The organism is Actinospica robiniae DSM 44927 (assembly GCF_000504285.1).
Lineage (GTDB): Bacteria > Actinomycetota > Actinomycetes > Streptomycetales > Catenulisporaceae > Actinospica > Actinospica robiniae.
Genome location: NZ_KI632511.1, coordinates 3,954,340 through 3,977,248, shown reverse-complemented (window position 1 = coordinate 3,977,248; position 22,909 = coordinate 3,954,340). Strand labels below are relative to the sequence as shown.

General features: G+C 66.7%; 19 protein-coding genes and 3 pseudogenes. 12 read left to right on the top strand and 10 right to left on the bottom strand.

What is annotated here, in order from left to right; translation table 11 throughout:
- The first annotated feature begins 638 nt into the window (after window positions 1-638).
- Window positions 639-1,988, top strand: coding sequence for a DUF2079 domain-containing protein (locus ACTRO_RS16850; RefSeq protein WP_034264101.1), 1,350 nt, complete (start codon window positions 639-641; stop codon window positions 1,986-1,988).
- A gap of 543 nt (window positions 1,989-2,531) precedes the next feature.
- Here the strand turns inward: ACTRO_RS16850 and ACTRO_RS16845 are convergent.
- Window positions 2,532-3,098: a hypothetical protein gene (locus ACTRO_RS16845; RefSeq protein WP_034264098.1), complete on the bottom strand. Its 567-nt coding sequence runs from the start codon at window positions 3,096-3,098 to the stop codon at window positions 2,532-2,534.
- A gap of 101 nt (window positions 3,099-3,199) precedes the next feature.
- On the opposite strand from ACTRO_RS16845, the gene ACTRO_RS16840 reads away from it, so the two are divergent.
- A complete protein-coding gene (locus ACTRO_RS16840) occupies window positions 3,200-3,409 on the top strand; it encodes a hypothetical protein (protein ID WP_051450957.1) in 210 nt (69 codons plus the stop codon).
- 133 nt (window positions 3,410-3,542) lie between these two features.
- Entirely contained in the window at window positions 3,543-4,247 is a 705-nt protein-coding gene (locus tag ACTRO_RS16835; protein ID WP_157436295.1) for a hypothetical protein, read from the top strand.
- 1 nt (window position 4,248) lies between these two features.
- Here ACTRO_RS16835 and ACTRO_RS48935 read toward each other — a convergent pair whose 3' ends face one another.
- A complete protein-coding gene (locus ACTRO_RS48935; protein WP_034264092.1) occupies window positions 4,249-4,551 on the bottom strand; it encodes a hypothetical protein in 303 nt (100 codons plus the stop codon).
- Window positions 4,552-5,270: 719 nt separating this feature from the next.
- Here ACTRO_RS48935 and ACTRO_RS16825 point away from each other — a divergent pair.
- The gene (locus tag ACTRO_RS16825) at window positions 5,271-5,795 is read left to right on the top strand and encodes a hypothetical protein (protein WP_034264089.1); all 525 of its coding nucleotides are present in this window, start codon (window positions 5,271-5,273) and stop codon (window positions 5,793-5,795) included.
- 51 nt (window positions 5,796-5,846) lie between these two features.
- Here the strand turns inward: ACTRO_RS16825 and ACTRO_RS45780 are convergent, their stop codons facing one another.
- The gene (locus ACTRO_RS45780; protein ID WP_084316326.1) at window positions 5,847-6,731 is read right to left on the bottom strand and encodes a LysR family transcriptional regulator; all 885 of its coding nucleotides are present in this window, start codon (window positions 6,729-6,731) and stop codon (window positions 5,847-5,849) included.
- An 83-nt stretch (window positions 6,732-6,814) separates the two neighbouring features.
- Here ACTRO_RS45780 and ACTRO_RS16820 point away from each other — a divergent pair, with 83 nt between their 5' ends.
- Together ACTRO_RS16820 and ACTRO_RS51005 are read left to right on the top strand one after the other, a co-directional pair.
- Complete coding sequence (locus tag ACTRO_RS16820) at window positions 6,815-7,798, top strand: threonine ammonia-lyase (protein WP_034264086.1); 984 nt, start codon at window positions 6,815-6,817, stop codon at window positions 7,796-7,798.
- A gap of 175 nt (window positions 7,799-7,973) precedes the next feature.
- Window positions 7,974-8,543, top strand: a pseudogene (locus ACTRO_RS51005) (GNAT family N-acetyltransferase).
- A gap of 781 nt (window positions 8,544-9,324) precedes the next feature.
- Here the strand turns inward: ACTRO_RS51005 and ACTRO_RS16810 are convergent.
- Window positions 9,325-9,786, bottom strand: a complete 462-nt coding sequence (locus ACTRO_RS16810) for a hypothetical protein (protein WP_034264084.1) — start codon at window positions 9,784-9,786, stop codon at window positions 9,325-9,327.
- Between the two features lie 1,389 nt (window positions 9,787-11,175).
- Between ACTRO_RS16810 and ACTRO_RS16805 the strand changes: the two genes are divergently transcribed.
- On the top strand, window positions 11,176-11,637 hold the full coding sequence (locus ACTRO_RS16805; protein ID WP_051450956.1) for a DUF6228 family protein: 462 nt from the start codon (window positions 11,176-11,178) through the stop codon (window positions 11,635-11,637).
- Between the two features lie 125 nt (window positions 11,638-11,762).
- A complete protein-coding gene (locus ACTRO_RS16800) occupies window positions 11,763-12,164 on the top strand; it encodes a hypothetical protein (RefSeq protein ID WP_051450955.1) in 402 nt (133 codons plus the stop codon).
- Between the two features lie 87 nt (window positions 12,165-12,251).
- Here the strand turns inward: ACTRO_RS16800 and ACTRO_RS45775 are convergent.
- Window positions 12,252-12,509 (bottom strand): annotated as a pseudogene (locus ACTRO_RS45775) (ATP-binding protein); the annotation flags it as partial.
- Between ACTRO_RS45775 and ACTRO_RS48135 the strand changes: the two are divergent.
- Together ACTRO_RS48135 and ACTRO_RS16790 are read left to right on the top strand one after the other, a co-directional pair.
- The gene (locus ACTRO_RS48135) at window positions 12,463-12,843 is read left to right on the top strand and encodes a hypothetical protein (protein ID WP_169739768.1); all 381 of its coding nucleotides are present in this window, start codon (window positions 12,463-12,465) and stop codon (window positions 12,841-12,843) included. The pseudogene ACTRO_RS45775 and the gene ACTRO_RS48135 overlap by 47 nt on opposite strands.
- Before the next feature lie 632 nt (window positions 12,844-13,475).
- Window positions 13,476-14,312: a S1 RNA-binding domain-containing protein gene (locus tag ACTRO_RS16790; protein WP_034264080.1), complete on the top strand. Its 837-nt coding sequence runs from the start codon at window positions 13,476-13,478 to the stop codon at window positions 14,310-14,312.
- Window positions 14,313-14,667: 355 nt separating this feature from the next.
- Here ACTRO_RS16790 and ACTRO_RS47275 read toward each other — a convergent pair whose 3' ends face one another.
- The 4 genes and pseudogenes from ACTRO_RS47275 to ACTRO_RS16765 all read right to left on the bottom strand — a co-directional run bounded on the left by ACTRO_RS47275 (window position 14,668) and on the right by ACTRO_RS16765 (window position 17,462).
- Window positions 14,668-15,207, bottom strand: coding sequence for a hypothetical protein (locus ACTRO_RS47275; protein WP_157436294.1), 540 nt, complete (start codon window positions 15,205-15,207; stop codon window positions 14,668-14,670).
- An 807-nt stretch (window positions 15,208-16,014) separates the two neighbouring features.
- Entirely contained in the window at window positions 16,015-16,479 is a 465-nt protein-coding gene (locus ACTRO_RS43455) for a hypothetical protein (RefSeq protein ID WP_157436293.1), read from the bottom strand.
- 122 nt (window positions 16,480-16,601) lie between these two features.
- Window positions 16,602-16,913: pseudogene (locus ACTRO_RS49685) on the bottom strand (DNA translocase FtsK); the annotation flags it as partial.
- 273 nt (window positions 16,914-17,186) lie between these two features.
- Complete coding sequence (locus tag ACTRO_RS16765; protein WP_157436292.1) at window positions 17,187-17,462, bottom strand: hypothetical protein; 276 nt, start codon at window positions 17,460-17,462, stop codon at window positions 17,187-17,189.
- Window positions 17,463-17,672: 210 nt separating this feature from the next.
- On the opposite strand from ACTRO_RS16765, the gene ACTRO_RS43450 reads away from it, so the two are divergent.
- Both ACTRO_RS43450 and ACTRO_RS16750 read left to right on the top strand, forming a co-directional pair.
- On the top strand, window positions 17,673-18,926 hold the full coding sequence (locus ACTRO_RS43450; RefSeq protein ID WP_051450951.1) for a hypothetical protein: 1,254 nt from the start codon (window positions 17,673-17,675) through the stop codon (window positions 18,924-18,926).
- Window positions 18,927-19,530: 604 nt separating this feature from the next.
- Window positions 19,531-19,923: a MarR family winged helix-turn-helix transcriptional regulator gene (locus ACTRO_RS16750; protein WP_084316323.1), complete on the top strand. Its 393-nt coding sequence runs from the start codon at window positions 19,531-19,533 to the stop codon at window positions 19,921-19,923.
- 274 nt (window positions 19,924-20,197) lie between these two features.
- On the opposite strand, the gene ACTRO_RS16745 is transcribed toward ACTRO_RS16750, so the two are convergent.
- Complete coding sequence (locus tag ACTRO_RS16745; RefSeq protein WP_157436291.1) at window positions 20,198-22,909, bottom strand: DUF7825 domain-containing protein; 2,712 nt, start codon at window positions 22,907-22,909, stop codon at window positions 20,198-20,200.

The following is a 22,909-nucleotide window of genomic DNA, read 5'->3' as shown; positions in this document are numbered from 1 at the left end:
GGAAGCGTGCGTAACCGCAGTCTGACCGGATCATGGATGACGTCTAGATCAACTGACGCCCGCGGGTGACACCAACGATGGTGGCAGCAGCGGCGGCTGGTGCAGCGGGACGGCATGAACCAGAACTCCGGCAGCGATCGCCAGGCCGCTCACGCCCTGTTGCAGTCCTATAGCCCGACGGACACAACACCGGAACTCATCGACCCGCACGTCAAAGGTACGATGCGACCATGTGGTGACAGAAACTGTGTCGAGGCCATGTCGTCGCTCAGCACGACCTGCCCACCCTGATTCGCGATCTTGTGCAGGGCCCGGTCCAGGCGCGGGGCCTTCGCGGCGAGCAGCGCGATGATCTCATCACGCCAGCGGCGCATCGTGGTCTCGGAGGCCCGGTTGCCGTGGCCGGCGGGCGCTGGATCCCGGGGACGGTCAGCGCGATCACGGCCAGTCGGCGGGCTCTGGCGGCACGGCCGGCTTCTGAGAGCGACTTGGCGTCTAAGAGCACTGGTTCGAGCGAATGCCTGCTACCACTAGGATATGTTGATCTGTTGCGCGTGGGAGACGCGTAACGCTTGGAAGGGGAGGGGCCTGTGCGATCTCGGCTGAGTGCATGCCGACACGTCATAGGAGTCGGGGGGATGGCCATCGCCGCTTGCGTCGTCTACGCAACCTATGCCTACCTCAGGTGGCGCTCCCAGTCCTTCTGGGGTTGGGATCTCGGCATATTCGACCAGATCGTGCGCGACTACGCGCATTTCCGGGCGCCGGACGTCACGACCAAGCGGCATATCTCGGCGACCGACATGGGCATGTTCGCGTGGGCGGACCACTTCAGCCCCATCCTGGTGCTCCTCGCCCCGCTCTACTGGATCGACAACAGTGCCTACAACCTGCTGTTCGCCCAGGCCGTGCTGCTCTCCGCGGCGGTCGTACCGATCTGGATCTATACCCGGCGCAGGCTCGGTCTGCCCGCGGCCTACCTGGTCGGCGGGGCGTACCTGGTGTACTGGCCGCTGCAGTCGGCGGCCGCCTTCGAGTTCCACGAGGTGGCCTTCGCTCCGCTGATCCTCGCCACTCTCATCGAGCGCGTGGATGCGGGCAAGTGGCGCCATGCGGCGATAGCGGCGGGCCTGCTCCTCCTGGTCAAGGAGGACATGGGCCTGATCATCGTGATGGTCGGGATCTGGATCATGATCAAGGGCCAGCGCAGAATCGGCGCCTACTTCGCCGCGGCCGGCGCGGCCGTGATCGGCACCGTCATCTGGGTCGTGATGCCGGCCGTCGGCGGCAGCAGCAAACGCGACTGGTACTACGGCCAGCTCGGCGCCACCTTCGGCCAAGTCGCGCACAAGCTGCTGACGCATCCGAGCCTCATGGTGACCGAACTCGTCGACCCCCACGTCAAACTGCACACGGCGTTCTGGCTGCTGGCACCGCTGCTGTTCCTCAGCCTTCGCTCCTGGATCTGCATCCTGGCGATCCCGCAGATCCTCGAGCGCTTCTTCTCCGAAGTCCACTACCACTGGGAACAGCCCTACCAGTACAACGCCTACCTCGCCGCGATCCTCGTCCTTGCCGCGGTGGACGGGGCGGCCAAGTTCAACCTTGCCTGGCTGCGCACGGCCTGGGCCGCCACGGCATTCGGGGTCGGACTCGCGCTCATCCCGGCCTATCCGCTCTGGCAGTTGACCGACAGCGCCACGTGGACCACGGTCGCGCCGAGGGTCGCGCAACTGCACCTACTCGAGATGCTTCCGCAGGGCACTGACGTACTCATGGAGTTCCCACTCGACGCCACCGCCGACGAATGGGTGCACCCGATCAGCGAGGACTACACAGATGTCGCCCCCGAGTGGATGCTCACCCAGAACGTGACGGCCTTCCAGCAGAAGCTGGACGACAACCTCACCGCCAACGGCCACCCGCCCGCCTCCTACGCGCCCTACGCGGTCTACGACGGATGGACACTCGCCAAGCTCGATCGCTGACTCGAGCTGCGGGAACCCCCCTCTCCCCGAGTCCATCGGGGCCTCGGCCGGTAGATCGGGCCGCGGCTGATCGTCGAGGCCGATAGTCGCAGCGGATGGTCTCGGCTCATGGTCGCAGCTGATGTTCCGGGGCGAGCGTTGCGGGATAGCCATGCCGCCGCGATCGATCCCTTGGCTGCCGAAGGCCTGATCAAATCTGTCGATTCGAGCAGGGCATTCCTATCCACACTCCTGACGGCCTGCGGATGTGTCAGCACCTTTCGGGACCTCAAGAGGCAGTTCGCGGCTTCCACGTCCTTCCGTAGGGCTGCGTTGCACGACATGCTCCTGGCGGCAATCTACACATGGCCGCAGCTGGGAATGGACGACGTGCTGCGCTCCGCTGTCCGTCCATGGCTGCGGCTGAATATGGAGCATTCGCCATCTTGAACGTGCAGGCCAGGGCGTCTGGCGTGGCGGGATGTTGTTGTACTCGTACTGGCCGTGAGCGGCTGCCTGTTCTCTTGATCATCGTCAGGTGATGACCTCAGAAGTCCGGGTCGGTCAGCTTGCCCGGCGCGATCGCGCCCTTGCCCATTTCCGCCACGTGGGTTCGGACGCGGTGGTCGGGCCCCGCTTCGCTCCGGCTTCTATTCGGCTTCGATGCTGGCTGGCTAGGGCGACGGCTGAACGGCGCTCGCGCTCTTCGAGTGTCTCCACGGGAAGGTGCGTCTGGTCGAGGAACCAGTCGGCGAAGAAGTCCCCGAGAACCTCCACCGACTCACCCTCGGCCGTCTCGTATGACGCCCATGAGAGGTCTGCCCCGCGCAGATCGTCCGGACAGTGGCCGTTGAGCGTGCCGCAGGAGACTGAGGCCCCGCTGAACACGGCGCCGAGCGTGACTCCGCCGCCTCCGGTCTGGCGCAGCAGGTCACACCAGATGAGCATGGGTTTTCCCATCCAGGCCCCTTCCCCCTCCCGGCGTGACCAGATCGCGCAGACCGCACAGTCCTCGAACCGCCCACCCTCGATTCCGGCCTGGTCGGTGCGTTGTGCGAGCCGTTCGACCGCCGGACGCCAGCGGGGATCGAGTTCCTCCCAGTCCTCGAGATACTCCTCGAATATGTTCACGGCGTGAGGTTATCCCTGTTGCGGCCTTGAGAGGGAGCGTCCTGCGGGATGATTGACTGAATCCGGCCCAGGGCGCCGACATTCGTTCCAGGCTCGGACGTGTGACGGATCCCGGGGGCATGCAGCGGATCACCGCGCGCCGCGCCGAGTTGGACGTGCTCGAAGAGCAGTTGGCGGGTCAGTTGGCCGAGGTGCGTGCCGAGCGCGACGAGCTCGCCGTGGCCGAGAAGGTCTTGGCCCGGTTCGATCGGCTGGTCCCGCCCGAATCGCCCGTGCGCACCCCTGGTGAGCGCGCCGGCCGGCGTCCGTGAGATCGAGGGCTACGCCCCCGTTGTGCTTCGGCACGGCGGGGGCGTAGCCGTCTTTCCAGGTAGAGTGCGGGGCCGAATCATCTGACAAGTGACATCGGGGGAGTGGGTTATGCGGGGCATGGCGGTTGCGGCCGTGGCGGCGGTACTTCTGGTCGGGGTGGCGGGCTGCGGCGGCGGATCGGCGGCCCGGCCGGCGGCTTCGTCCGGCACCGCGGCGTCCTCGAGCCCGGCGGCGGCCACGGCGCGGGCGGTGAGCGCGGCATCGATCGACCAACTGCTGGTTCCGGTGAACGAGATGGGGGCCGGCTGGACGAGCCGGTCGATTCCCGGCGGCGACCAGGTCCAGGGGCAGGTCACGCTCGACATGTGCGGTGATCACTTCCCGAGCGAGAATCTGCGGATCGCGAGGCGCCAGATTGTGCTTTCCACGACCGGCGCGGATTCGGACATGTCGCCGATCTCGCAGGAAGTGGTCCTCTACCGTCCCGGCGGTGCGCAGCAGGCCAGGCAGGAACTGCTCGACGCGGTACGAACCTGCCCGACCGGCCCGGTGCTGGGGGCCGTGCAGGGCGAGGGCCTGATGACCTTCAAGCTCACGCTCCTGCCCGAATCGCAACGGCTGACCGAATCGGAGTGGCTTCCGGACACTGTCGCGATCCACGGCATAGTCACCGAGTCCACCGGTCAGATCGAGGACGAGGCGTTGATCTACCAGTTCCGCGGGGACGTGATGAGCGCCGTCTACGGCCCGGTGACGACGGGTCAGCCCAGTCCGGCGGAGTTCCTGGCCTCCACGTTGGCCGCGGCGGAGTTGAAGAGCCTGCCGTCCGGCTCGTAGCTCACCGGGGATAGCCGCCGGGCTGCGGCGGGTGCTGCGGCTGCCAGGGCGGGTATTGCTGAGGTTGCGGCGGGTTCTGCTGAGGATTCTGCGGATACCGCTGCTGACCCTGCGGATTCTGCGCCGGGTACGGGTACCCAGGCTGCTGCGGATAGGGCGAGGGCTGGCCCTTCTGCGGGTACTGCGGCGGCTGCGGACTTCCCGTCGGCGCGGCGCCGGCCACCGCCGAGCACACGGCGGTGGCCTCGCCCTCAACCGCTACGCAGATCCCGAAGACGCGGTCATGGCTCGTCCAGCCGTTCACCCGCCCACGATTATCACTGATCTGCACGCGATTCCGAGTCGGGTCTAGAGACGAGACCAGGTGTAGATACACCGTACCCGAGACCCAGGCGAGGACGATGTCCCCGACCTCGAGTTTCGCGGGATCGACCGGCGCCAGCACCACCGACTGTCGGCTGCGTATCAGGGAACCATGGAGGAGCCGCTCGGCTTGAACTCGACTGTCGCGCCACCCGCAACCCTGCCCGCCACTGCATCCAACGTGCCCATGACCACATCGTCGTGGGTCAGCTGACGGCGCTGAACTGAGTCCGACCCATGCCAGGCCCGCAGGCGATGGCAGACCATGTACGAACAGCCGGGTCAGCTCCGTCTCGGCGCGGTCAGCTGCTCGGCGACCTGGTTGATCGGACGTCCCGACTCGACGTGGTCAAGAACCTTGTGTCGGATTCGGGTGGATAGGAACGCGGCATCGAACCCTCTCAGGAGACTGGATCAACAAGTGCCCAGCATCCTGACTCCACCAAACCCGGGGCACATCAGAGTCTGGATCAACTCCGGACCAGTTCGCCACCCCTTCCGGGCCTGCGCTCAACCCACCCGGCATCACGGCAGACAGTACACTGACAGTGAGCATGGAATCGCTGACCGCGGCCGTCGTTCTAGACGCCGGGGTTACCGACCCCCCATACCTCCTGCGAAGATCACATAGCCGAGGCGCGCGAACGAAAGGGCTGTTCCATGACCATTCCGCCAAGCCCGCCGCCGGCATCGCACAGAGTCACCGAGGCGTTCGCAGGCTTTGCTCAGTCCACGGCCGCGAAAGAGGGCATCGCGCCGCCGACCTTTTCCTACCAGGCCGCCGCGAGCGCAAGCCTGCCCGACGGCGCCATCGCGACCCTCTGGGTGGGTACGGCCGAGGGAGTCAGATCCCGTTGCTACCACGTGGATGTGATCGGGCCGGATGGCCAGAGTGCCGCCGGGTTCGGCGCGTGCGCCGCGCCCGGCAACCACATCTCCCTGGGGCGCGCCGGCAGCCTCGTCATCGGATCGGTGGGTACCCACACCGCGGCCTCGGTGCGGGTGGTCACCGAGCACGGCGAAGCAGTCGTGCCCGTCACCGAAGGCTATTTCATGGTCCCGCCCCACCTCACGTCCAACCACCGCGTGCTCCACGCCGTGCACATGATCGGACCGGCCGGAGAGCACCTTGGTGCCGTCTCCGACCTGATCGCTCCGGGCAGCGGCCAGCCCATCACGGCTTAGAAGCCTGATACCCGAGATCGACACGGCCTGAATATCATATCTTTGCCAAAGCTATAGTGACGACAATGCTGACGCCGCACTACGTCGGAGAGACGACAGGAGTGCAGCCGTAGCGGGTGGATCAGATGGCTCCCCGTAGACTGCGGCGCTGATCCGCCGTTCGTCACCGCGTAGACGCACTGTCTTGACCGCAGGGTGGCGCCCGGTCGCCAGAGCGAGAGCTGGAAGCGTTGTGACGCCGAGCCCTGCCGCGACCAGCGCCTGCACTGCGATGTAGTCGTCCGTGGTGTAGCTGATGTCGGGGGTGAATCCGGCAGATGCGCACGAGCGCTGTAGATGTGCGCGACAGCGTTCGCAGCCGCTGATCCATCGCCGCCCGGCATGGTCGGAGAGCCGATCGCCGGAGACGTCGGCGGGGGTGAGGAGGTAGATGGGTTCGGCCAGCAGCGGGGTGTGGCGCATGTGGTCTTCGGCAGGCAGGTCACTGTAGTCGAAGATCACTGCAATATCTGTCTCACCCGTGCGCAGCAGCCTGATGGCCTCGGGAGGCTCTGCCGCGGTGAGGGCCAGTTCTACACCGGGATGGGCGGCTGTGAAGGCGGCCATGGCCCTTGGAACGAAGGTGCCCAGTGCTGATGGGAATGCGGCCAGTCGGACGCGTCCGGCGCGGAGTCCGGTATACGCGGCCAGTTCGGCCTCCGCCGAGTCTAGGCGGCAGAGGATTTCCTCAGCGCGCTCGGCCAGCATGCGACCTGCGTCGGTCAGCCGGATGCCGCGTCCCACGCGCTGGACCAGCTTGCTACCGGTCTCTGCTTCGAGGCGGGCAACGTGATGGCTGATCGATGGCTGTGCGTACCCCAGTGCGCGTGCCGCCGCTGTGATCGAGCCGTGCCTGGCTATCGCCGCAAGTATGCGAAGTCTCGTAACGTCCAGCATGCCCCGATCATATAGATGTCTTCGATCGATGTATAAGATATTTGGCATTTGACCTTTGGAATCGCTGGCCTGATGATCGTTGCATGGAAACTGATCCGACGTACGCTGACATCGTTGCCGCTCGGGATATCCTGGCTCGGCACCTCCCGGAAACGCCGATGTGGTCCTATCCCGCGCTGAATGACGCGGTAGGCGCGACGATCTATGTCAAACACGAGAATACGCAACCGACCGGTGCATTCAAGGTACGCGGCGGCCTGACGTTGCTCGCCACGATGCCCGCACGGCAACGCGCCCGCGGCCTGATCACCTACTCGACCGGGAACCATGCGCAGGCGTTGGCGTACGCGAGCGCCGTATTCGACACCTTGTGTACCGTGGTGATGCCGGCTGCCGCGAATGAATACAAGGTGCGTGCTGTGCGCGCGCTCGGCAGCGAGGTCGTCTTACATGGCGCCGACCTGGCTGCCGCTCAAACATATGCAGAGAGCCTGGCGGCCGAACGAGAACTTGCCCTGATCAGTGTCGGAGACAATCCGTCGCAAGTGGCCGGCGTGGGAACCCTCCACCTGGAGATCGTCTCCGCTCAGCCCGACCTGGACGCCGTCATCGTCCCAGTCGGAAGCGGCACAAGCGCGTCGGCTGCCTGCCTCGTGGCGGCTGAACTCGCCCCGCGATGCCGAGTGATCGCGGTCCAGTCGTCAGCCTCACCGGCGGGCCATGACTCGTGGCATTCTGGTTCCCTTGTCCAGCGGGCGAACCAGACGGTCGTGGAAGGTCTCGCGACGGGCAGGGGCTTCGATCTGCCACAACGCATCATGCGCCGGTGTCTTTCCGATTTCTGCCTGGTCTCGGATGCTCAGATCGCCGAGGCGCAGCTGCTTCTGGCAACCCATGCACACACCTTGGCCGAAGGTGCCGGCGCGGCCGCGCTTGCCGCGGTGTTGGCTGTGCCAAGCACGTTTTCGGGTCAGCGCGTTGCTGTTGTGTGCAGCGGTGGTAACGCCAACGGGGCTGAACTCGCAGCACTGGGGCGGAATGGATCACTCGCGAAATCGCAGCTCTGAACCAGCTGCTCCAAATCGGCCACCGAGCCGGCCTGGCCGACACGGCGGCTATCCCGGACATGGAGAGCCCCTGGTCCTCGCCGCCCGCAGATACTCTTGAAACGCGTGGTCGCCCGGCCGTCGTGATGCGACAACCAGTCCGCGCCTTGATCCACATCTGTGTCCCGGAGGTCCGATGGACATCGCCTCGCTGCTGCCGATGACCACGTCCCGGTTGTCGCTGTGTCTGTTCGCTCCTGGCGACGCCGAGGAACTGTACGCCTACCGGAGCCTGCCGAGCGTGGCGCGCTACTTGTACCGGCCGGCGTACACCCGTGAGCGCAGCGACCAGGTCGCTGCCGAGCGCGCGGGGCAGACGGTCTGGCGCTCCGGCAGGGACAAGCTCTCGCTCGCCGTCTGCTGACGCGGTGAGCCCGGCCATCTCGGCGAGGTGAGCCTCAAACCGGCCGATGCCCGCGCCGCCCAGGCCGAGATCGGCTGGACTCTCGACCAGGGTCACGAAGGGCACGGCTACGCGACCGAGGCGGCCGCGGCGCTGGCCCGGCTCGCCTTCGACACCCTCGGCGTGCACCGACTCTACGCACGCCTGGATGTGGAGAACACCGGATCCGTGCGGGTCCGTGAGCGCCTCGGGATGCGCAGAGAGGCGCATCTGGTCGAGAACGACCTCGACGGCGATCGCTGGGGCAGTGAGTACATCTACGCGGCGCTGGCTGCGGATCTCGGGAGTCGACCAGGCGGTTGAGGCCGGGAACGCGACCGGCCACCGTTCGGACCTCCGCCGCGCTACGCGGTACGCTCAATGGTCTGACATGGGCGCCGAGGTCCGAAAACAGACAATGCCATCTCCCGGGAGTGGCACCTACCGGCGGCCTCGTACCGGTCCTATGCTCGATCGCTGGGCTTGTGCCGCAACTGCCCGCACGAGTTTCCGCGGCCGCGCCCGATACCGTGACGACCGAGATCACGGACGACGGCCCGAGAACCCCGACTCAGGAGCGTGAGCGCGTCTTCGACCGCTCATGACAGAGGTCTCCGGCGGTGGGCACGCCATCCGCTGCAGCTCCTCGAGCGCCTCCAACGGAGGATACATCGGCGGTGTCAGTGGCTCCTCGAACGCTGAGAACCGACAGGTTCGTCGACTTCATCGTCAACGTGCCCACCTCCCACAGCTACACCATGAAGGTGCGCTACGCCAACGGCGGAACCGCCACTTCCACCCAGGGCCGCGCCTACGACGGCGGCGCATTCAGAACCCTGTCCTACCCCGTTGACCGGGGCGTGGGGTCAGTTCTTTACGGTGAGTACCACGGTCGCACTCACGGCCGGATACAACGTGATCAGGCTCGCCGAGGGCCAGGGGTCGGTCGCTCCGCTTGACTGTGATGACGGCCGTGGTCAACCACGGATCGTGGAATGTTGCGGGCATCGACCTCTTCTCGGGGAGCCGCGTTGTGGTGCATCGGGGAAAGAGGCGGCCTGCAGCGACGGTACTCCGGGGCGAAAACCATCGTCAGGTAGATCGCCTAGGTGTCGTACCTCCCGTTCCACGGCGCGCAGAATCCGAGACGTCCGGGGTAGAACTCAGCCCAGTCGAGTTCTTCATGGCCGGCGGGGTACTCGCCGTGGCATTCGGGGACCAGGCCGAAGACGATGCCGTCGACCTCGATCTGGAACGGGCGGTTGGCGATGTCGCCGAAGGCGCGCCCTGGGAGTGCGGCAAGCCATTCGTCAAGCCGTTCCTGCTGACCGTGGCGGATGCCGTCGCCGGGGCACCAGATGTCCGATGTGACGTGGCGCCCGTCGTGGTCGAACCGGTGCAGGATCGCGTACCAGCGCTGGTGGGCGGCCCAGTTCGCGTCGGGCTTGTACTCCGGTGCGAACGCGCCGCTGATCCAGCCGAAGAACAGGCCGCCGTCGTACCGGCCGATCGTGTCGGTGCGGTAGGTCGGCTCGTGCCGGATGGGGATGAGATCGGGGATCGCCACGCCGCCACCATAACCGGGGCGCGGCGTGGAGAGACCCGTGATCGCGCCTTCGATTCGGCCGGCGCGCCCGGCACTGCCTGGCCCACGGGCGTGAGCCGGAGCGGCCTTCCGGCGACCCCCGATCGCATTTCCCAGAGACCGGGCTCGCCGGCGCAGGGCGGCATCGACGGTGGATACGACGTGTGGCCGCGACGCTCTACGCCCTAATCGATCCACTTCAGCGCGGTCAGCGAGTTCTGGGTCCCGGCGGGGATCGAGGAGTCCTCGGCCCGTCAGGACCCGAGGGTCTTACCGGTCGGGAAGGGAGCGGCGGCCCGGCGGGTGAGGCCGGCGGCCGAGTCCCGCCCGGTCACTCTTCCTGGACCAGGACCTTGAGAACCTCAGCCGTGTGGGTGTGAGGACCTTGCGGTGGCGCTGGCTGCGCAGGCGGCCGGGATTCTTTGTCTGGATGCGGTTGTCGGGCTGCTGACCTGGGTGGTGCACCGGGGGCGGCGACCGTCGTGCACGCGGGTTTGTGATCCATGCACGTGCGTGTACGGCGGTCGCCGCGTGTTTAGTGTCGCGCTCGTCTCATCGGACCGTGTTCCCGCCACGGGTACCAGTTGGGTTCGCCAGGGCGTGCTCGGCAGCTCGTACGGGCGCGGACCGGCGCTGTCCGCGTCGGCCGGTGCGCGGTCGCGCGCTCGGGTCCGGCGGAAGCTCGGTGGGAAGCCGATCGCGCGCGGTCGAGAGCGCGGGCGGAGCTTGCCGGTCTGCAGACAAGAGCGTGCGCGGGCCGCGGCCGGCGCGAGGGCTGCGGCAGGTGGACCAGCGGGCGAACAGCCGTGCTGCCGCACGTCCGACGGTGCGGCGGGCGCTCGACTACGTGGCTCCGTAGATGCGGCTGCCCAGCCTGCGAGGAAGGCTTGAACCATGTGCGCCCCGAAGTGCAAGCGCTAGAGGCCGGCTGTCGCGTGTCCCGTGTCCTGATGGTCGGTGGTTCGCTTCCCTTGACCGAGATCCTTTGGCGTTGGGGACCATTCGGGGACCACGCGTCATCCGCGGCCGCGCACGACTCGCGCAGCCACGGTCGCAACAGACAGATCATCGAACCCGCATACCGCGCCTGACGTGCGGCAACGGCTCCCGCGCCCTGCTGGGGGGAGTAGCTCGTCGAGTTCTCCCTCGGATCGATCGTCGTCCTCCCATATCCACGGCACGGTGAGCGGGAACGGCGCCGACAAGACACGTGTCGGCCGGCCGCTGTCAACGTCTCGTGAAAACTGACCCCGTGCGGGTTGTTCCTGCGACCAGGCACTTTCGTACGGTTGGGCCTCTACCTCATTCTCATGGCGCGGCGCCGGGTATACGAGGCGACAGCCCGAACCCCGATGACATACCGTACTGAGGATGAAAAGCCTGGACACCACCGACGCGCCCGCCGTGGTCATCCGCTGCATCGACAGCGACACCGTCGTGCGCCTGTGCGACCGGTGGCGCCTGGATGCAGACAGCATCCACTACGCCGTCGAAGCCAGTGCACCGGGCCTGTCCGCCCGAGTCGACGAGGCGGTATCCGCGGTCTGGGAACGAGCGCCGGACCTGCCCGCGTTCCTCACCGGACTGGCCGAGGATTTCCGCGGCTGGTCGGGCGAGCGGTCATGGCATTCTCTCGAACGCGATCTCACCATCACAGCGGAGTTCCGCTCCGGCGGGCACGTCGGCCTCACCTGGACGTTGCGGCCCTGGCCCGCGAAACACGGCGGCTGGAGCACCGCCGTCACCACCTGGCAGGAGGCAGGCGAACAGATGACCGCTCTGGCCGCTGACGTCGACGCCTTCCTCCACGAGGCACCAGGCATCGATGGCTGAACTTCGCCCGAGGTGCCGCAAGGACGAGCGATGCCGAAGCTCGGGGTCTGGCGGCGTCGCTATAGCGTGAGCCCGAACAGGACGTAAGAGGGGGCGGCGTGGGTTCGGAGCACACCCGACGACCGATGACGAGCATCGAACTGCCGGAGGGATCGTGGTGGGACTGGGACATCGTGAGCTGCGACGCCGGCCAGCTTCGCCTGGGTGCGGGGCACGACCTCACGTATCACCACGGCCTGGAGCTGATCTTCCACGGGCCGGCAATCGTCAACTGCCCGATCGGTTTTCAGGACCCTGTCTTCCGTGCTCCGACGCCACAAGAGCTGCAGGCCATCACCAGCCGAGTCGGCGAGCTTCCATCGCTGCTGGTCGCATTCGAGGCGGATGCCGGCGGGCGGGAGCTCACAACGTGCCTGATCGCCGCCGAAAGCGTAGAGGTCAAGCTCGGCACGGTCTTCAGGTACTGGCGCGAGAACTTGACCCCGGGTGAAGGCCTCGCGCCGTGGGTACAGCCACCGGATCGGTAACTGGCCGCGCTGCTGATCTCAACGAACACGCGAACCCGTGACATCTTCGCGCCACCTTGCATGCCTTCGCGCGAACATGTGCGCTTCTCCGAAGGGCAGATTACTCGTAACCATCACCGAGCCGAGCTCATACCTGGACGCTATGAGCTGGAAGAACAGGTTCGCGGCATCCTGATCGAACGGGATGTAGCCTTCTTCATCGATGATGATCAACCGGTAGCGGCGGATCTTTTTCAGCTCCGCGTCCAGCCGTCCGGCCTGGTGCGCGCCGGCCAGGCGGGCGATCCAGTTGCTGGCGGTGTCGAACAGCACCGAGTGTCCGGCGTGCGCGGCCTTGACCCCGAAGGTTCCATACGAGTGTGCGGTCGAGCAGTTCGGTGCGGACCGTGCGGTGCCGGCGTTCCCGGATCGCGTTCATGACTGGGGCCTGGATGCCGGTGGTGACGATGCGGATGTCGGAGGCGTGGAATACGGCGTCGAAGCCGGTGGTGAACTGTGCGCCGTGATCGCGGATGGGGAACTTGAACCGCTTGGGCTGCGCGCTGAGGTCCATGAGCATGTTGCGGGCCGTCTGCGTGGTCCACTCGGCGGTGGGGTGCACGGTTGCGCCGAGGATGTGGATGCGGCGGGTGGCGTGCTCGATCATCGTCAGGACGTGGGCTGTGGTGCCGTCGAGTAGGTTGACGGTGAAGAAGTCGGTGGCGAGGATCGCCTCTGCTTGGGAGCGTGGGAAGCTCGCCAACTCGGGCCGCTTCGTCGCGGTGCTGGGTCGATCCCGGCCTTCTTCGGGATCGCCCAGACGGTCGAGGGTGCGATCTTGATGCCGATGCCGGCGAGTTCTCCGGCGATGCGCCTGTGTCCCCATCCGTCGTTCTCGCGGGCCATCCGAAGCACCAGGGCTTTGATGTTGCGGCGTGTCGGTGATCAGCCTTTCGGCGGGGACTTGTGAGCCCAGCGGCGGCTTAGCAGGTCACGGCGCCATCGCAGAATCGTGCCCGGAGTTACGATCAACCTCATCCGGGCATGACGAGTTCGGGGTATCAGCCCGAACAGCAGCGCGATCAGCGCTCTGCCGGCCTATGAGACCTTCGGTCGGGCGTGGTCGCCGAGCTGGCGCTGCAGGATGGTGAGTTGGTGCCGGAGTAGCAGGATCTCCGCCGTGCGCCAGGCCGCATCTCGGCGCGAGACGCGTGCCGCAGTGAGCATCTGGGAGGCAAGTAGGAAGACGAAACGGAGGCACAGACCCCGCGTAGCGACGGCTGATGAACGGCACAGGGTTAGCGAACTGTCGTTCGTGAGAGGCTGGATGGCATGCGTGGGACATCGGACGATCAGACTTCCCGGGATTTTCTGGTAGCACTGAACGTCGGTGACGTCTGCCACGGAACCGCAACGGAGGTCACTCGATCTCACGGGGTCGCCGTGACTCTGGACGGGTTCCCCGCGCGCCCGCTGGGGACGGTCGGACCCTTGGACGTGTCCTGGCGTCAGAGTCCTTCTTCCGCCGTGCAAGCCGGTCAGAGGATCACCGCCGAAGTGGTCGCCGTCGACCAGGAGGAAGGGCAGGTCCGGATGTCGATGGCTGCCACCGAGAACCCCGGACTCTGGAGGTTTCTGGCGTCACTTCAACGCGGCGAGATCCTTTCCGGGACGGTCGCAGCGATCGAGCGGTTCGGCGTGTTCGTGAAGCTGGACGACGGTCCCGACCACCCGGTCTATCCGGGCGTCGGATTCATCACGATCCCCGAACTGTCGTGGCGTCGCTATGAGACAGCCTCGGAGGTCGTTCAGGTCGGACAGAGCCTCTCGTGTGCGTTCCTCCAGTTCGACACCTGTAACGGCGAGGCGAGGCTGTCCCTGCGAGCGGCGCGGCCGGATCCCTTCCAGGCCATCGCGGACGGCATCGTGGTGGGCCAGACCGTGTTGCATGGGCGAGTGACGAAGCTGGTCCCGTTCGGCGTGTTCGTTCAGGTTGCCGACGGGATCGAGGGGCTGATTCATCTTCGAGAGCTCACGACGACACCCGTAGAAGCCCCCGAAGAGGTCGTCCAGGTCGGCGACGAGGTCTCGGTCCTCGTCATCGAACTCGACCGAGAGCAGCGCAAGCTGACCCTCTCCAGGCGACAGGTCTCGCCAGAAGTCCGTTGATCCCGGCGGGCTGCTCACCCGATGCCGACGACCAGTCAGCGCGGGACGACAGCGAGCATCCTCGACCGTTCTGCGACGGGGGTGCTCGGGTGGCTGCCGCTGGTTCAGCGGTTCACCACGATGCCGCGGTGGTCTTGCAGTCCTCCACGAGGCGCCCGCGGACACGGCGGAACGCTCCGTCGCTTCTTGTCTGCCCGCGCAAGCAGCGGCCATCTGGGCCACCCGTCGGCGCCCCCGCGTGCGGGTGTACCGACGAAACGGCCACGACCCGCGGTTGGCCGGACGCCAGGACTCGGGATCCCCGCCTTCAAGAGGATTGTTTCCCGCGAGAAGTCGCTGTTCGGTGGCCCGCCGGTCAGAGCACGATGTCGCTGCGGACGGGGTGGTCGGGGTCGGCGGAGCACACGAAGATCCGCATGCGCTGGTAGTTGCCGACTTGCACGCAGGTCGGTCCATTGTTGCGGCGCCCGCCGAAGTTCGTCGTTGTGAGCTCGATGTCTTGGAGCGGAGCCCAGCTGGCTGTGCCCGCGTCCCACTCGCAGCTGGGGATGGTGCAGAGGAATAGCATCGGCGCTCCGCACGGGCACAGGATCGCGGTGGCTGGAAATCCGAAGCTCCAGTCCGGGTGGCCGCCGAGTTTCCATCCCGGGGCTGTCGCGAAGAGTTGGCCGTAGTTTCCCATGTCGCCCTCGGCGTTTCCGTATTCGTCGCGAGCCCACTGCTCGACGCGTTGGGCGAGGCTGTCGTTCAGGGCGGGGGGTTGGGGATACTCGGTGACCGGCTCGGGATGCAGCACACAGGGTTCGGGCACGAACCAGTCGTACTCGATCAGTTGGGGTCTTGGCGGCGTGAGGAGGGTCAGCGGATCGATATCGAGGTGGAACTGCACGCTCACCCAGGGGGCACCGTCTCCGTTAGGGGGTGAGCTGGGGCGATGGTGGAGCAGAGGGCACCACAGGATCTGCAGGAGTTCCGCCTGAAACGGCATCTCGAACCAGGGCACGTCTGGGGCGTGGATCTGGAGTATCGGGAGCAGGGGGAAATCGAGTCCGGTCGGCGGGTTGGCGGTTCTGGGCCGGTGAGCTTGGAGTTCGATGTGTTCCTGGGTGGTCAGGCGCCGACCGCCTGCGGCAGCGGTCTCGATCAACCGGCGTCTCGCCCGAATGTCGGCCGGGGTTGAGAACTCGATCTGGTCAAAGGGTCCGTGGTCGAGTGGGCAGGTGGGCCACGGCGCGTCTGGCTGCCACAGCATCGGGCCACCGATGGAGCTGTCCCACTCGGTGGGATTCCCGGGGCGGGGGTGCAGGCGCACCGCCGTCGCCGAGAGGGGGGAGAGTTCCGGGAAGACCGTGGTGATGTCAATCGGCCGAGGCGGAGTGACCCGAGCCATTACAGAACTCCGAGACTGTGGATCGCGAGTGGGGCGGCCATCCTTGCACCGGTGGCATTCTGCTGCCGGGCTATGTCGAGGTATCGAACGATTCGCGAGCACTCATGCCACCCGACCCACCCTGGTGCGCCTCGACTCCGGCTGGCTGTCGGAGAAAATGCTGTTGAGAATGCCGACCGTCGGTCCCCGAGGCGGGCACCGATTTCTCCGCTTGGCGAAGTGTCTGCACCGGCCGAACCAGGGCCTGACGACGGGCCCGAACCCCGGCCCCGCACACGGGCGCGAAAATAGGCTGCGCTGCCTTGTGAGGGTCTACTCATCCCAGCCGAACTGGCGATCCCACACGGGCCGACCGGATGACGGTTCGGTAGGCCAGATCAGCCTCTCGGCGAGCAGGTGCTCGCCGCGCAGGATCGCAAGCAGAAACTCGGCCATTCCACCATCGAACCTCTCCCAGCTCCTGCTGGAGAGCAGGAACACCACCACCGGCCAGCGATCGGGATCCGCTTCCCGCGTGTCCCAGAAACACACGTCTGTGTTGCCGTTGTATCCCCAGATCAACAGGCCATCCGGCTCGGGATGGATCGGGAAGGGGTAGGTCTCCTCATCGCCGAGTGCGACCGCGTCCTCCCTCATCTCGGCGATAGATCGGCCGACCCCCGCCGTGGTCACGTCCACGAGCCCGCGAAAGCCCGGACGATACCCGCGCCGGGCCCGGAGCGTCGGGGCGGCGATGAACAGTTCATCGTTGATGGTCCCGGCCCCGTAGACATCCACGAACTCGCGGTAGTCACCCGGGAAACCGAATCCCACCTCGCCGGCCGCCTGGTCCCACGGAACTGCTGCCCCACTAACGCGAGGCCGCGCCATCAGCTCCACGATCCGTGCAACTACGTGACTCATCCGCTCCTCCAGCCCTCAACGACCCGGCCACAACGGTACGCCCAATCACTGCCCATTCCGGCCACCCCAAGGGCCCCGCATAACGCCCTCTCACATCTCCGTGAGCTGGGTGAGGACTTGGCCAGGTGCGTATGGCGCCGGATCAATACCTCGCGCGCCTTGGCGTCTTCCGGAGGCCCCACAATTCCGTGGGCCTCAAGCTCGTCCATCAGGCGGCCGGCCATGGCGAAGTCGCACCGGGGCTTGCGCTGGAGCATGCTCGTCGAGCCTAACTGGCTGGAGACAACCAGGTCCGCGGCCCGCAGCAGCAGCCCCCGCGGCATTAGTGCGGGTGCTGGCTCGAGTACAGCATCGGTGATCGAGTTCTGCGGCTCGGACCCTGCGGCATCTGAGCGCATTGGGCCAGCACCCGTTTCCGCACCGCGTCGGCTTCGATCGGCTGCGGCAAAGGCCGCCGCCGGCGGACCACACCTGCCGGAGCCACGACGCCAAGCTCGACGAGGCGGCCAAGGACACAACCACCGTCTCGGGCCCGATCTTCATGTGCTCGCAAAGCAGGGCCGCAGACCCCGAACGCCGCGTCACGAGCAGGTGTGCTGCGTCAGCCACCAGCGCCGGTGGAGAGTGTCGACCGGCCCCGTCGCGGGCGCCTGCCGTAGGTGCGGGGCGTTCGCCTGGCGGCGTTCGACCGCGTTGTACTCGGCGACCAGCTCGTAGACGGTGGGGCGCTCTGCGTTCTGGGGAACTGTCAGATGTGGGCCGAGTCGTCTGAGCACGGCTGCCGCGTGCGCCTGGTAGGCGCGCTCGCTGATGAGTCTGGACTTGCGCAGCTCTTGGAGCGCGTCCAGGCCATCCATCGCGGCGGTGTAGGCCGCGGCTTCGCTAGCGGGCAGTTTCTGGCCGGCGGTCGGTTGTGCGTGCAAGAGCCCCCGTGTGCTTGAGTAATACCTCTCAGCCTCCGAATCAGAAGGTGCTCGATGCTCTCGTGCGGGCATGACCCGGCCCCGCCTTACGGGGCGCCTTCCTGCGTGCATGCGCGGGCCGCTACCGGATCCGTGCTCAAGTGTGTGAGCTTCTACACCGGCGACGGCGTCAATCATCAAGATCTGTGCGAGGAGTGCGCCCGACGCGCCGAATCCGGCGTCACGGTGCCTGTCGGCAGCGTCTGCGAGCCCTGTCATGACACGCTGTTGCTCGATTGCACCAGGTGGGCGGGGCGAGCGCAGATCGTGGACGACTCGCGACCGACCGATACGACCCTGCTCATCACACCGCTACCCGTTGAGGCCATGCCTGCCCGGGCCGTAGCGCCCCTTGACGCGACCGGCTCCAGGCAGTGGCTGATTCTTTCCGGTCACGGCCGGATCTACCGCTGGGATTGCGACACGGGAGCGTGCGAACTCGTCGGCTCGACGGCTCTCACGACAAAGGGCCAGTCCCCGCACACGTGGGGAGGACATGAGGCCGCACTGCGGATTCAGGCCTCACCGAGCGGCCGATTCGTGGTGGTCGCCGTCGACTACGGCACCGACGGCGTCGTCCTCGATCTGTCCACAGGAAAGGAAGTGCTCCGACTCCACGGCGGGACGCACCACCAGAACACCGTCCCGTTCTCCGTTGCGCTCACAAGCTTCCATGGCCGCGAGATCCTCATCCACCGCACCGCGTGGAACCGCCTGGACGCCGTCGACCTCGCAAGCGGCAACACGATAACCACGCGCGAGTTTCCCGCCTCCACGGACCCTGCCCAGCGCCGGCCTCCGCACTATCTCCACTACTTCCACGGCGCTCTCCACCTGAGCCCGTCCGGCACACGCATCGCCGACGACGGCTGGATCTGGAGCCCCGTTGGAGCAGTGACCTCGTGGGCGCTGGAGCCGTGGCTCACGGCCAATCCGTTCGAGTCGGAGGACGGAGCCACCCGCATGAGCCTGTGCGCGCGGGAGTATTACTGGGATCACGCGATGGTTTGGCTCGACGACGATCGCATCGCCATTGGCGGCATCGGCGACGACGATCTATTGATTATCCCGGGAGCTCGCATCTTCGACCTGCGCCGTGGCAGCCGGAGCCCCAATGGATGGCTGGACGGCGCGGAGACCTTCGCGTTCGCCGGCCCCAGTGGGCCATTCTTCACCGCACGCGGCCTGCTCTACGCGGTGGGTGACACAGGGCTTGAGATCTGGGATCCCGATACCGGAGCTCGACTGGGATCGGTGCGCGGGTTCCACCCCACACACCATCACCGAACCGCACAGGAATTGGCGGCTCACACCGACACCTGTTTGTTGCGGTGGCGCATCGACGATCCGCGGAGGTGAGTAGAGAGCGCCGCAGCGTTCAGCGAATTGCCACGGGCCGCCGAGGCTCGCGCGAGCGGGTCGGCGCAAACCGTCGTGGAGGTCAACCGGCAGCTCCGGCGGAAGTCATGGAGTCGGCTGTGGGAGTACGAACCGGACGGCTCGCGAAGAGCGTGTCTTGACGCGCCGACCACCGCCCGGCGAAACAGGAGTTTGCCGCCCCCCGGGGATGAACCGAGCAGCCCCGCTCTGTGGGCTGGGGCCCAGCAAGTTGTTGACTAGGGCTTCGAACGGCCAGCGCGGTAGGGCTTCCGCCTGTTCACCAGCGAAAGTGCTTCTTCGAAGTACAGGTCCTGGCCGCCGCCCGTCATGAATGGCGCCCTGAGGGTGATGGGTCTCCCGGTGACCTGGTGGAGGACTATCCACGAACTGGTGCCTCCACGGCCTCGGCTAACCGAAACGTCCACGCCCTTGACCTGACCCCAGTTGCACGACCGGCGTCGAAAGAGTGAGCGCGTCGAGATGTCGGTGTCGGTGATGACGGTCCTGCCCGAGGCCAAGTCGAGAAGGTACGGCCCCGCTAAAGCACCCCACGCGATGAGCATGGTCGTCACGTCGCCTCGTAGTGCAGTTCCAGGTGCTGGCCCGCCTTGCCGACGCCGGCAGTCCGCTGACGATGACGCAGCTGGCCGATGGCGCCGTCTACAGCCGCGCCGGCCTGACCTACCAGGCCGGGCTGCTGGAGAAGGCGGGCTTGATCACCCGCGGCACGTTCGCGGAGGACGAACGCGCCGTGCTCGTCACCATCACCGACAAGGGCAGAGAACTCGTGGGCCGGGTGCTGCCCGGCCACATCCAGGTCACCCGGGGGCGACTCCTGTTCGACCCCTTGTCCGACGCCGACCTGGAGCGTCTCGGCGAGATCATGACCCGCGTCCGCGACCACGTCCGCACCCAACCGCCCCGCTCGGCCGCCCCACGCAAGCGTCGAGGCGAGGCCACGTCGTCCGCGAGCTGAGTGTGGGGATCCACCGCGCTACCGGGCTTTCTGCTCACCAGTGGGAATGTTCGTCCTGAGATGCCGTTCAATCCTGCACCTTGGACGATGAGGACATGGAACGCATCGCCCCGGATGATGACGCCCAGCGGAATGGGCCGTCGTGCGTTCAGCATGCGCCCTCGCGCCGGACCAGGCGTGGTCGGGTATGGAATCGGCAGTCGGTCAGGGCGAAGCCGCTGTGGTCTCCCTCCCGACCACAGACGCGAGCGGGAGGGAGGTGCGGTCATGTCGTCTATTGGCTCAATGCTTCAAGGAGCCGGTTGGCTTCTTGGCCGACTCGAGCCGGCTTCCTCACGGTGGTGAGCGCAGCGAGCCCGGGAATCTGCGCCGCTCCTGCCGCGGCGTTGGCCGCGCATCGCGTGGCGAGCAGGAGTAGGTCCGGTAGGCCTCGCGTGTCGGGCGTCGTGGCGAGAACGTCGATGGCCGTGGCGGTGGCCGTGAAGACCTGCGTGGCCGCTCCGGCCTTCTCAGCCTCTTGAAGTGATGTGATCAGCCGCTTCGGTCTGATCATTTCGCGGCGCCAGAGTTCTGCGGCCAGTCGGCCGAGGTGTGCGGGCTGGAGCAGATCGCGGGCGGCCAGGGTAAGGAGGGCGTCTTGGGCTGCGACTCGATTGTGTAGTCGTTCGGCTGTCAGGCCGTAGGCGAGGGCGAGGTGCGTGATGGGGCCGGGGGTCCCGGCTGTTTCGGCGAGGTGGGGGAAGATCGTGGGTCCGCTTCGGTCTTCGCCGTTGGCCTGCCGGTAGAGGATCGGTATTGCGTGGGCGGCGAGGAGTTCCGGGTCGTGGGGCAGCAATATCGGCCAGTGGTCACAGTGGATGTTCCAGCCGTCCTGCGCGAAGGCGATCTTGTCATGCGGGTCGAATGGCGGTACCAGGACCCAGTACGGGCTCGTTGCCTCCTCGCCGACGGGACGCAGGGTCTCGGGTCGGGTACCGCTGGGCATGCCCAGCGGTCTCGCGTACGGCATCAGGTTTCTGCCGTACGTCTTGGCCTGGTCGAGGTAGTCATCGAGAGCCGGTATCGGGGCCGGTAGCGCGGGCAGGGCGCTGAGTTCGGCATGAATGCCGTCTCGCTCGCTGTCGCTGACGCGGATCAGTGCTTGCTGCAGGTCGTGCTTGAGCGGGCTGGCTTCGCGCTGTTCGTACATTGCGAGGCGTGCACGCAAGACGTCGACGTCGATGGCGCCCGAGGGCATGGTGGGCGTAGCGAGGAGTGCAGGAACGCGCCGTTCGACCAGGAGCGCGTCGGTGAGTTCGTTGATGCGCAGGACGGTCACCATGATGGGCCTGGTGGCTTCGCCCGCGCTCAGACGTGCGATCTTGAACTGGCGGTGGTCTTCTCCCACCGCCGCGTCGAAGAGGCAGCGCAGTGCTCCTGGGAAGGTGCATTGCTGCCAGCCGTAGATCGTCTGCGGAGGATACGTCACGCGCAGTGGCGCGAGCGCCGCGGCCAGCGCCTCGCGGTGCCGGTCGGCATGAATGGCGACCGCCGCCATGAGCTGTTCCGCCTCGAGCGGAGTGATGGCCGTATTCGCCAACACGGGCGTGAACGCGGTGACCAACTCGTCGAGTGACTCAACCGCGGATGGCATCGGCGCAGGCTGGTAGGGCGGGAGCCGGACCGGCGCCGATGAAGCCGGGGTGGCGATGGCTTGCGCGTCCGGGGCGGAAAACACGCGTCGGGCATCGTCGCGCAGTGCCGGATCGAGGTGTTGCGCGGCTTGGCACAGCGTGGAGATGACGTCGGCGCCCGCGCTGTGCAGATGCTTGGCAGCCACGCGCAGTGCACGCTGCTGGATGGGCACGGCCGGGTGGGTGAACGCCGTGCCGATGGAGGGCAGGAGTATCGGTGCCGCGTCCTGGTTCTTCTTGAGCGTCGCGTCGATCCATCCGAGTTGCCGGCTGGCCAGGCCTGTTTCAGCTCGGGAGAAGACGTCGGTGGAGAGTCCGACCAGGGTGTAGGTGTCGAGCGCTGTAGCCGTATCGAGCCGGCGCAGGGCGTCTTGGGCGAGTTTCGCGGCCACGCCGGGGGCTGTGGCGGCCATGCCCAAGTATGTGGGCAGACGGTCGTGGATCTCCGTAGGCGTCGGCGCCAGCTGTTCGTGCACCATGATGTGGCCGCGCAGGCTTCCCGGTCTGTCGCCTGCGAGCAGCCGCGCCGCGCAGGCGTCGATGATTTCGCCGCGCACCAGCCGTCCCTCCGCGCACAGCTTGGCGAGTACCTTCGGCCAGTCGTTGTCGGCGCCGAAGCGGTGCGCGTTCGGATCGACGAACTCGCTTCCCAATCCGGGTATCTCGAAGGTGCGGGCGATGTATTGACCGAGCCGGGGTTCGGCCCGCAGCCATGAGGCCAGAGTGTGCTCCTCAGTGCCTCCTGGACGCCGGTAGCGCACGCGTGATCCAGCCGCGGCCCAGCCGACCACGTATCCGTCGCTCAGGGGCACCTCGGCACGCGAGTGCTCGGCGAGGCCGGACGCGATCTGCCACAGTGCTCGATCGGGGTTCGCCCGCATGCCAGTGGCCAGGCGACATGCGAGATCACCGGTCCAATCCGTGCCGCGACGTGCGGTCAAGAGCGCAAGGAGCTTGCCGTGGTCGGGATTGGATGATCCGCTGTTGGGGCCCCATGCCCAGGTGGCGTGTAGCAGCATGGGCTTCGACAGCCACCATGCCGCCTGCGCCGGAGTCGGGGCGGACATCAGGGCTGCGACGAGTAACGGCGCATACTGCTGGTAGACGTGCCGATAGTCGGTGCGTTCCGCGCGGCGAAGCTCGGTATGTAGCGCCTTGAGAGGCGTATGAAGTCCCTTGAGTTCGGCGGGCTCATGCGGGGCGAGCAGTTCGATGACCTTAGTGGGGCAACAGTCGGCGATCGTCTCCCGGACTTCGGTCCAGGACGGGCGTGCGCCGTGCGCCGTGGGTCGCGTGGCGGTTTCCCGGGTCAT

Bases quoted from the DNA above. Each gene is read 5' to 3' on its own strand.
- ACTRO_RS16790 (WP_034264080.1), top strand. From the start codon at position 13,476: ATGCGTGGGACATCGGACGATCAGACTTCCCGGGATTTTCTGGTAGCA.
- ACTRO_RS16825 (WP_034264089.1), top strand. From the start codon at position 5,271: ATGACCATTCCGCCAAGCCCGCCGCCGGCATCGCACAGAGTCACCGAG.
- ACTRO_RS16765 (WP_157436292.1), bottom strand. From the start codon at position 17,462: ATGGATGGCCTGGACGCGCTCCAAGAGCTGCGCAAGTCCAGACTCATC.
- ACTRO_RS16805 (WP_051450956.1), top strand. From the start codon at position 11,176: ATGAAAAGCCTGGACACCACCGACGCGCCCGCCGTGGTCATCCGCTGC.
- ACTRO_RS16820 (WP_034264086.1), top strand. From the start codon at position 6,815: ATGGAAACTGATCCGACGTACGCTGACATCGTTGCCGCTCGGGATATC.
- ACTRO_RS45780 (WP_084316326.1), bottom strand. From the start codon at position 6,731: ATGCTGGACGTTACGAGACTTCGCATACTTGCGGCGATAGCCAGGCAC.
- ACTRO_RS16800 (WP_051450955.1), top strand. From the start codon at position 11,763: ATGACGAGCATCGAACTGCCGGAGGGATCGTGGTGGGACTGGGACATC.
- ACTRO_RS16745 (WP_157436291.1), bottom strand. From the start codon at position 22,909: ATGACCCGGGAAACCGCCACGCGACCCACGGCGCACGGCGCACGCCCG.
- ACTRO_RS16850 (WP_034264101.1), top strand. From the start codon at position 639: ATGGCCATCGCCGCTTGCGTCGTCTACGCAACCTATGCCTACCTCAGG.